General features: G+C 56.3%; 9 protein-coding genes. 7 read left to right on the top strand and 2 right to left on the bottom strand.

The window, feature by feature from the left end; all coding sequences use genetic code 11:
• From ABYT07_RS17190 to ABYT07_RS17170, 5 genes are all read left to right on the top strand, one after another.
• Positions 1-496 (top strand): ATP-binding cassette domain-containing protein (locus tag ABYT07_RS17190; protein ID WP_372993261.1); only part of this gene is annotated, 496 nt, incomplete at its 5' end.
• Entirely contained in the window at positions 493-2,322 is a 1,830-nt protein-coding gene (locus tag ABYT07_RS17185) for an ABC transporter ATP-binding protein (protein ID WP_372993260.1), read from the top strand. The genes ABYT07_RS17190 and ABYT07_RS17185, both read left to right, overlap by 4 nt.
• Before the next feature lie 39 nt (positions 2,323-2,361).
• Positions 2,362-3,600: a class I SAM-dependent RNA methyltransferase gene (locus ABYT07_RS17180; protein WP_372993259.1), complete on the top strand. Its 1,239-nt coding sequence runs from the start codon at positions 2,362-2,364 to the stop codon at positions 3,598-3,600.
• A 12-nt stretch (positions 3,601-3,612) separates the two neighbouring features.
• The gene (locus ABYT07_RS17175; protein WP_372993258.1) at positions 3,613-4,380 is read left to right on the top strand and encodes an ion transporter; all 768 of its coding nucleotides are present in this window, start codon (positions 3,613-3,615) and stop codon (positions 4,378-4,380) included.
• 91 nt (positions 4,381-4,471) lie between these two features.
• On the top strand, positions 4,472-4,972 hold the full coding sequence (locus ABYT07_RS17170; RefSeq protein ID WP_372993257.1) for a murein L,D-transpeptidase family protein: 501 nt from the start codon (positions 4,472-4,474) through the stop codon (positions 4,970-4,972).
• A gap of 39 nt (positions 4,973-5,011) precedes the next feature.
• On the opposite strand, the gene ABYT07_RS17165 is transcribed toward ABYT07_RS17170, so the two are convergent.
• Positions 5,012-5,521 carry a CAP domain-containing protein gene (locus tag ABYT07_RS17165; protein WP_372993256.1) on the bottom strand — a complete coding sequence of 170 codons (510 nt, stop codon included), beginning with the start codon at positions 5,519-5,521 and terminating at the stop codon, positions 5,012-5,014.
• Between the two features lie 172 nt (positions 5,522-5,693).
• Here ABYT07_RS17165 and ABYT07_RS17160 point away from each other — a divergent pair, with 172 nt between their 5' ends.
• Positions 5,694-6,299: a L,D-transpeptidase gene (locus tag ABYT07_RS17160; protein WP_372993255.1), complete on the top strand. Its 606-nt coding sequence runs from the start codon at positions 5,694-5,696 to the stop codon at positions 6,297-6,299.
• Positions 6,300-6,438: 139 nt separating this feature from the next.
• Complete coding sequence (locus tag ABYT07_RS17155) at positions 6,439-6,621, top strand: hypothetical protein (RefSeq protein WP_008228760.1); 183 nt, start codon at positions 6,439-6,441, stop codon at positions 6,619-6,621.
• Positions 6,622-6,768: 147 nt separating this feature from the next.
• On the opposite strand, the gene hemH is transcribed toward ABYT07_RS17155, so the two are convergent.
• Positions 6,769-7,815 (bottom strand): ferrochelatase, encoded by a 1,047-nt coding sequence (gene hemH, locus ABYT07_RS17150; RefSeq protein ID WP_372993262.1) that lies wholly within the window; start codon positions 7,813-7,815, stop codon positions 6,769-6,771.
• Positions 7,816-7,853: the final 38 nt, after the last annotated feature.

Genomic DNA, 7,853 nt, shown 5'->3' with positions numbered 1-7,853 from the left:
GTCCATCCGTGAAAACATCTTGTATGGCCGCCCCGACGCGACCGAGCCCGAGGTGATCGCGGCGGCAAAGCAGGCGCAGGCCCACGGGTTTATCACGGATCTGGCTGACCCCGATGGCAGGTCGGGCTATGATGCACAGGTTGGCGAACGTGGCGTCAAGCTGTCTGGCGGCCAACGCCAGCGCATCGCCCTTGCGCGTGTGATCCTGAAGAATGCGCCGATCTTGGTGCTGGACGAGGCGACAAGCGCGTTGGACAGCGAAGTCGAAGCCGCCATTCAGGAGACGCTGTATCGTATGATGGCGGGCAAGACGGTGATCGCCATCGCGCACCGCTTGTCCACGATCGCTGAAATGGACCGGATTCTGGTGATGGATCAGGGCCAAATCGTCGAAGAGGGCACACACGAGATGCTTTTGGAAAAAGGCGGGCTATATGCAAGTTTCTGGGCCCGGCAATCAGGTGGGTTCCTGAAGACGGAAGATGACGCGCCATGAAGCCAACCCCCTGGATTGACCCTTTTGCCCCAGCCGACGGTGATCCGCCGCAAACCCTGCTACGGTTCTTTCGTTGGACATTGAAAGGGTGCGGTGCAGCACTTGGGGTCGCGTCCATTCTGTCGATCTTGGCCGGTGTTGTCGAAGTCCTTGCCGCCCTTGTGCTGGGCTGGGTGATTGATGCGGCGCTGTCGGGCGAGGCAAGTTCGATTTTCTCTGATCAAATGCCACTTTTGCTGGGCTGTATGGCGTTCTTTCTTATTTTTCGGCCACTGCTGTTCGGCGTCAGTTCCTATATGCAGTCGATCGTGGTGGGGCCGAATGTGTTCAACATCGCCCTGTCGCGCCTACATCGCTATACTTTGGGGCAGGCGGTCACGTTTTTTGACAATGACTTCGCCGGACGGATTTCCCAGAAAGAAATGCAGACCAGCCGTGCGCTGACCGACGTCGTGATCGAGATGATCCACACACTGCTCTTTGCGCTTGCGTCCTTTGTCGGCGCGGTGATGTTGCTGGGCACCGTCGATTGGCGCATTGCGATGGGGTTGGTATTCTGGATGGTCGGGTATGTGTTCCTGATCCGCCACTATATGCCGCGGGTGCGTAAATTTTCGCAGGCGCGGGCAGGGGCGCGGGCGATGGTGACGGGGCAGGTTGTTGACACGATCACCAACATCAAGACAGTGAAATTGTTCGCCCATGCCGATCACGAAGACCGCGCTGCCCTTGGGGCGATGCGCAAGTTTCTGGACACCAGCCTTGATTTTGGGCGGGTTAGTGTCTCGTTCCGGTTTTGGTTGATGACAATTGCGGGGCTGCTTCCGGTGCTTCTGGTCGGTGGTGCGCTTTGGTATTGGTCGCGCGGGCTTGTCACTGCGGGTGATATTGCCGCGACCGGTGCCGTGTCCTTGCGGCTGGCGCAGATGACTGGTTGGGTCAGTTTCACGCTGATGGGGCTGTACGCCAATATGGGCGAAGTCGAAGACGGCATGCGCACGCTGACCCCGCGCCAGCAATTGCGCGATGTCGCAGGCGCACAGGATCTGATCATCACCGAGGGTGCGATAACGCTGGACGACATCCGCTTTACCTACGGACGCGATACCGGCGGTGTTGAACATCTGATGCTAAATATCAAACCGGGGGAAAAGCTGGGCATCGTTGGTGCCTCTGGTGCGGGCAAATCCAGCCTCGTTTCACTGTTGCTCAGGCTCTATACCTTGGAAGAAGGGCGTATTTTGATTGATGGTCAGGATATTGCGGGCATCACCCAAGAAAGCTTGCGCCGCCAGATCGGCATGGTCACGCAGGAAACAGCGATGTTCAACCGGTCTGCATTCGACAACATCCGCTATGGCAAACCCGACGCGACACAGGACGAAGTCATCGCCGCCGCGACCAAGGCCGAAGCGCATGAATTTATCAAGGATATGCAAGATCACACCGGGCGCAAAGGCTATGACGCGCATTTGGGCGAACGCGGTGTGAAACTGTCGGGCGGGCAACGCCAGCGCATCGCCTTGGCCCGCGCTATTCTAAAGGACGCGCCAATTTTGATTCTGGACGAAGCGACCAGCGCGCTGGACAGCGAGGTCGAAGCGTCGATCCAAAATGCCTTGACGCGTGTGATGGAGGGTAAGACAGTCCTTGCCATCGCGCACCGCCTGTCAACGCTGACCGAGATGGACCGCATAGCCGTCATGGACGCCGGACGGATCGTCGAGGTTGGCACACATGACGCGCTTTTGGCACAAGACGGGCTTTATGCGCGCTATTGGCAGCGGCAGTCGGGGGGATTTCTGGATATGAAGGCCGCAGAATAGGGGCTTTTGCTGGCGCGTCCTTCAGGCTATGCGAATGGAATGACAGAATATGTAATCCAACGACTTGGCCATTTGGGCGACGGCATTGCCGCTGGCCCACTTTTTGCCCCTATGACCCTGCCGGGGGAAGTCGTGACAGGCACGCCCGAGGGCCAAACCCTGACCGACATTCGCATTGTGACCCCTTCGGAAAACCGGGTCGCAGCACCGTGTAGGCATTTCAAAGCCTGCGGCGGGTGCCAGTTGCAACATGCATCAGACGGGTTTGTCGCAGATTTCAAGCTGGGCGTGGTCAAGGCATCTTTGGACGCGCACGGGATAGAGACTGTTTTCAAGCCTATTCAGACATCCCCTGCGCAGTCACGCCGTCGGGCGACCTTTGCTGCGAAGCGCACGAAAAAAGGCGCTATGGCCGGATTTCACGGGCGCGGGTCTGATGTTGTGATCGAAATCCCCGATTGTAAGCTGCTTGATCCCGATGTGATGGCCGCCCTGCCGATTGCGGAAAAGCTGGCGATGATTGGCACAAGCCGCAAGGCGGCGCTGGCGGTCACGGTCACGACCTCGCGGGCTGGCTTGGATATTTCGGTGCAGAACGGCAAGCCGCTTGATGGCCCGCTGCGGCAGGAACTGGCACATCTGTGCGACAGTCTTGGCCTTGCCCGCCTGACGTGGGAGGGCGAGGTGATCGCGATGCGCACCCCGCCTGTGCAGCGGTTCGGCGCGGCCAAGGTTACGCCCCCACCCGGCGCGTTTTTGCAGGCGACACCCCATGGCGAGGCGTCTTTGGTCAGTGCCGTGCGTGCAGCCGTCGGTACTGCGCGACATGTCATTGATCTGTTCGCAGGCTGCGGTACTTTCAGCCTGCCGTTGGCCGAAACCGCCGAGGTGCATGCCGTTGAAGGTGACGCACGGATGACGGCGGCGCTGGATCATGGGTGGCGCATGGCAAAGGGCCTCAAACCCGTCACGTTCGAGGCGCGCGATCTGTACCGCCGCCCCTTGCTGCCGGATGAATTGGCCAAAACCGATGCTGTTGTTCTTGACCCGCCCCGTGCAGGTGCCGAAGCGCAGGTGGCCGAGATCGTCAAGGCCATGCCGCCGGTTGTCGCCTATGTTTCATGCAATCCGGTGACTTTTGCACGGGATGCCGCTGTGATGATCGCGGCAGGCTATACGCTGAGTTGGGTACAGGTTGTCGATCAGTTCCGCTGGTCGTCGCATGTAGAGCTTGCGGCGCAGTTCACCGCGCCAGAAATTAAACGCAAACGTCATTAAGGCACCGGAAATATGCGCGAACGTCTGAATAATTGGGTCGAAAGCCGTCTTGTCAGCAATTTCATTATTGGCGTGATTATCTTTAATGCCGTTTTGTTGGGGCTAGAGACGTCGACCGAAACGATGGCGCGTTTCGGGCCGGTGATCGAATTCCTTGATAGCATTTGCCTTGGGATTTTTATTCTTGAAATCGCGCTCAAGATCGCCGGGCGTGGGTTCGGCTTTTTCAAGAACGGTTGGAATCTGTTCGATTTCTTCGTTGTTTCGATTGCTCTTATTCCCGCGGTTCAGGGCCTGTCCGTTTTGCGGGCCCTGCGGATTTTGCGGATTTTGCGAGTTATTTCCGTGGCCCCCAGCCTGCGCCGCGTGGTCGAAGGGTTTATCACCGCATTGCCCGGCATGGGGTCGGTGTTCTTGCTGATGGCGATCATCTTTTATATCGGCGCTGTCATCGCGACCAAGCTGTTTTCCGGCATGTTTCCACAGTGGTTCGGGTCGCTGCCGTCCAGCGCCTATACGTTGTTCCAGATCATGACGCTGGAAAGCTGGTCGATGGGAATCGTCCGTCCCGTGATGGATGTGTTCCCTTACGCATGGATGTTCTTTTTGCCGTTTATTCTGGTCACGACCTTTGCTGTGGTGAACCTTTTGGTGGGTCTTGTTGTCAACTCGATGCAGGACGCCCACAACGAGGAAGAAACAGAACGCACCGACGCTTACCGCGATGATGTCCTGCGCAAGCTTGAGGCAATTGAAAAACAGCTTGCGGAAAAATCCTGACAGTAACGTCTTTTTGACTACCCGTTTTTTTGCTACATGTTAGTCGGTTCCTATAAGGGCCGGAACGGCTGCAAAAACGAGGCATTCTTTGATGAAACGCAGAAATTTTATTCTGGGTGGTACGGCGTTGGTGGCACTTGGTGCCTGCAGCGGAGACAGTAAATTCAAACGCTATAGCGGGCCGCAGGTCACCTATGTGGTCGTCAACAAGGGCGACCGCCGGATGTATCTGATGCATCAGGACAAGGTGCTTGAGGCATACGACATCAGGCTGGGTTTTGCCCCTCTGGGTCACAAGGCCCACGAGGGCGACGGGCGCACGCCTGAAGGGCGCTATTGGATCGACAGGCGCAATCCAAACAGCAAATTCCATCTGTCGCTTGGGATTTCCTACCCAAACACCAACGACCGCCTGAACGCTGCGGCATTGGGCAAACAGCCGGGTGGAGATATTTTTATCCACGGCCAGAAAGCCGCGGATAAAAAGAACATCAATGATTGGACCTGGGGATGTATTTCAGTCTCTAACCAAGAGATCGAAGACATCTATGCAATGGTTGGCACCGGCACACCGATTGCCATCAACGCCTAAAGTAGGCTTTCCGGGGGTGGTTGGCGTGACCTAATTAGGTCAATCGCCGATCACCATCGTCCACCAGATTTTTCCGTTGTTTTCCTGATGCCACGAGAACCCAAGGTTCACGGCCTCTGGTGCCATGATGATCCGGCGTGTGTCCGGCTGGTCCATCCAAGCGGCAAGGGTTTCAAGTTCGGTCTCATAGGTTTCCGAGATAACTTCGCCGACCAGCGACCCAGTGTAGCCAACGCGCTGAATCCGGTCGACGGGGGACGATCCGTCAGATCCGAAATGCCACGGGCGGTTCTGCACGGCCATGTCGCGGGCATGGGTTGCGGCGGCTGCGTTCAGGCTTGCATCAAGCTGGACCTGCGACAGCCCAGAGGCCCCGCGTAGCGCATTGACGGAATCAAGCATGCGGAATTGGATCTTGCCAGATTCGGCGCGGCTGATGCGATAGGCGCGCGGCAGCGCCTTGCCGTCAGGGCCCAAGGTCGGTGGGGCGGGGGTACAGGCGGTCAGTGCCACGGTCAGTGCGATCAGGATGGAATAAAGACGGATCATGGCGAAGCTCCACGCTATTAGGTTTGCGCAGCCTTACCTTGACCAGCGTTGCAGATCAAACGCACATCGGCGTGAGAGTGCCTGTTAACGATGGTTTGATTTGATACTGCGACTTTCGAGCCATATATAACGATATAATCACAGCATTTTTACCCATCTCAGGAGACAGTGGATGTCTGACAAGAAATTCAACCTTTCGTCGCGCCGGGCATTTCTTGCCGGCAGTGCGGCATTGCTGGCGTCACCCGCGCTTGCGCAAACCAGCGTAAACAGCACAGACACCACCGAAGTTGAACGGGATCTCACTGAGTCCGTCCGTCGCAATATATCAAGCTTCCGGACGTTGGATTGGCAGCCGTATTTCGACAACACCAGAAATGGGGCCGTTCTTGTCGATATTGACAGCCGCGCCGTTCACTTTTGGTCCGAAGACCAGTCGATCTACAAACTTTACCCGTCCAGTGTTCCGTTGACCGACGAACTCACCCGTCGCGGGCGCACAAGCGTGATCCAGAAGGTAGTAGGCCCGACATGGCGGCCGACTCCCTCCATGCTGGAGCGTAATCCCGAGTGGCCAGCAGTGATTGAGGCGGGCCCCGACAACCCGCTGGGCACGCATGCCTTGTACCTAAGCTGGACGTATTATCGCATCCACGGAACCCACGACACACGCAAGATCGGACGGCGTTCGTCGAACGGCTGCATCGGGCTGTATAATGAACATATCGCTGAACTTTTCAGCTTTACCAAGGTCGGCACGCAAGTGTTGCTTATTTGACATCTTCGCGGCGTTTCTAAGGCTGATCCGCTGAATCTGGGTTTGCAATTCTACGGTTATCCTGTTTACAAAGTTTCACGAGGTAAGTCTTGGGCGCGTGCTATCACACTGTGAGGCACGCCTATTCTGGAGATATGATATGAAGAAACTAGTTCTCGCCGCTGCTCTGACAGCTGCTGCATCGAATGCATTTGCTGGCTCGCTGGCAGATCCAATCATCGAAGCACCCGTAATCGTTGAAGAGTCCACCTCTTCTTCCTCGGGCATTTTGATTCCTTTGCTGCTGCTGGTTATCGTTGCCGCTGCTGTTGCTGCTGACTAATCCAGTCGAAGCATACAATAGAAAAAGACGGTGTTCTGCACCGTCTTTTTTTTTGGCAAAATTTCCTGCGAAGTTGAAATTGCCACGAAAAAAGCGCCTGAAAACAGGCGCTTTTCTTGTTTCTAACCCGACCGCATTGTCTTGGGATCAGTCGATCCAGCCTTGCAGGTTTTCTTCGATGATGTTGGACAGTGCTTTGATGTGCATGTCATCGTCATTCAGGCAGGGGATATAGTGAAACCCCTCTCCGCCAGCGTGTTCAAAGCTTTCCTTGATCTCTTCGTTGATCTCTTCCAGCGTCTCGATACAGTCCGCTGAAAAAGCAGGGGCGCACACGGCGATCTTTTTGTTGCCCGCTTCAGCCTGACGCGCCACCTCTTCGACCGTATAGGGCTGAAGCCATTCTTCGGGGCCAAATTTCGACTGGAAGGTGGTCATAATCTGGGTGTCGTCCCAGCCCAACCGTTCCTTCAGCAGGCGAGTCGTTTTCTGGCATTGGCAATGATAGGGGTCGCCCTCCATCAGATAGCGTTGTGGCACGCCATGGTACGAACACAGCAGCTTGTCAGGCTTGGTTTCCATTTTCGCGTAGGCCTGTTCGATCGAGGTGGCCAGCGCGTCGATGTAATCGGGGCGGTCGAAATAGGGCTGTACCGTGCGGGCCGCCGGTTGCCATTTTTCTTTCCCCAAGGCCGCAAAGAACGCATCATTCGCAGTCGCAGAAGTGGCCCCTGCGTAATGTGGATACAGCGGGAAAAAGAGGATTTTTTGACAGCCCGCAGCGACCATTGCCTCGACCTTGGATTTGGTTGAAGGGTTGCCATATCGCATGCAGAAATCGACCATGACTGCGTCACCATACCGCGCCTGCATCGACGCCTTGATCTTGGTGGTTTGGGCTTTTGTGATGGTCATCAACGGGCTTTCGCCCGCTTCTTCATTCCAGATCGACTTGTACGCCGCGCCGCTGGTGAAGGGGCGTTTGGTCAAAATGATCAGCTGCAAAAGCGGTTGCCACAGCCATGGGCTGTAGTCGATGACCCTGCGGTCAGACAGGAATTCACCTAGATAACGGCGCATGGACCAGTAATCATAGTTGTCTGGTGTGCCAAGGTTGGCCAACAGAATGCCCACTTTGGGTGTCGGGATCTTTGGATGATCCGGCTGGGCATGGGCTGGACACAATGGCGACATCTGGCTTTCCTTTGTTAGGTGAATAGCGGTGAGATAGT

The organism is Sulfitobacter sp. (assembly GCF_041552635.1).
GTDB lineage: Bacteria > Pseudomonadota > Alphaproteobacteria > Rhodobacterales > Rhodobacteraceae > Sulfitobacter.
This window is presented reverse-complemented; position numbering and strand designations above follow the sequence as displayed.